Annotated in this window: 1 protein-coding gene; it reads right to left on the bottom strand. The window is 55.9% G+C overall.

Features of this window, described 5'->3' with window-relative positions:
* On the bottom strand, positions 1 to 844 hold an 844-nt coding region (locus A9G06_RS21255; RefSeq protein ID WP_069556551.1), incomplete at its 3' end, for an IS5 family transposase.
* Positions 845 to 932 lie beyond the last annotated feature (88 nt).

Here is a 932-nt window from a genome sequence, read left to right as displayed (position 1 = left end):
CTCCCACTTGGCCATTGTAGTTACGCAGACTGACTTTCCCCGCCAATAACTGCTTGAACCGATACATTGCCGTCTCTGCCAGCGAGCGACGGTGATACCCCGATATCTTCTTCCAGTGCGCCAGCCCCTCCTTGCGCATCACCAGCACGGCCTCATTTCTTGGGTGCCCCTTTTTCCAGAGTCCCGCGTTCTTGCGAGGCGGGATACAGGCTGTTGCCCCTTTGCGCGAGATAAGCTGATGGCTGGCTTTGCTGTCATAGGCTCCATCCGCATAAACACGCCCCAGCTTGCGCCGCAGTGGGTTGAGCAAGGTGGGCAACACCTCGGCATCATGGACATTTTCCAGCGAGACTTCCGCCGCCACGATATCGTGGGTCACCGGGTCTACCGCCAGATGCAACTTGCGCCAGACTCGCCGTTTCTCGGCGCCGTGTTTTCTGACCTTCCACTCGCCTTCACCAAACACCTTCAGCCCGGTTGAGTCGATGACCAAGTCGGTAATGCGTTCCTTTGGGGGCTGTCGATAAGCCACCGTCACCGTGCGAGCGCGCTTGCTGACACAGCTGTAGTCTGGTGCACACAGCGGCACATTCATCAACTCGAACAGGGAGTCGAGTAGTCCCTGGGTTGCTCGCAAAGTGAGGTTAAAAATCCCCTTGAGCATCAGGAAGGTACAAATGGTCTGGTCGGTGTAGAGCTGGCTGCGGCCCCGCCGCCCATGATGCTCGTGGTGAAACCAGTTGCTCATGACCTCGGCATCAACCCAGAAGGTGAGTGAACCACGATTAATCAAAGACTTGTTGTATTTAGGCCAGTTGGTGATGGGTTGAAGCGACGTGCCCATGATGCAGACTTGAAGAGGATGGTGGTGATCAGATCACCAAGTCCTCAGTTAGTTCCATTCAAGCTTCATCGATTTGGGCAACAACGCC

The organism is Aeromonas sp. DNP9 (assembly GCF_001728955.1).
GTDB classification, from domain to species: domain Bacteria; phylum Pseudomonadota; class Gammaproteobacteria; order Enterobacterales; family Aeromonadaceae; genus Aeromonas; species Aeromonas veronii.
This window is presented reverse-complemented; position numbering and strand designations above follow the sequence as displayed.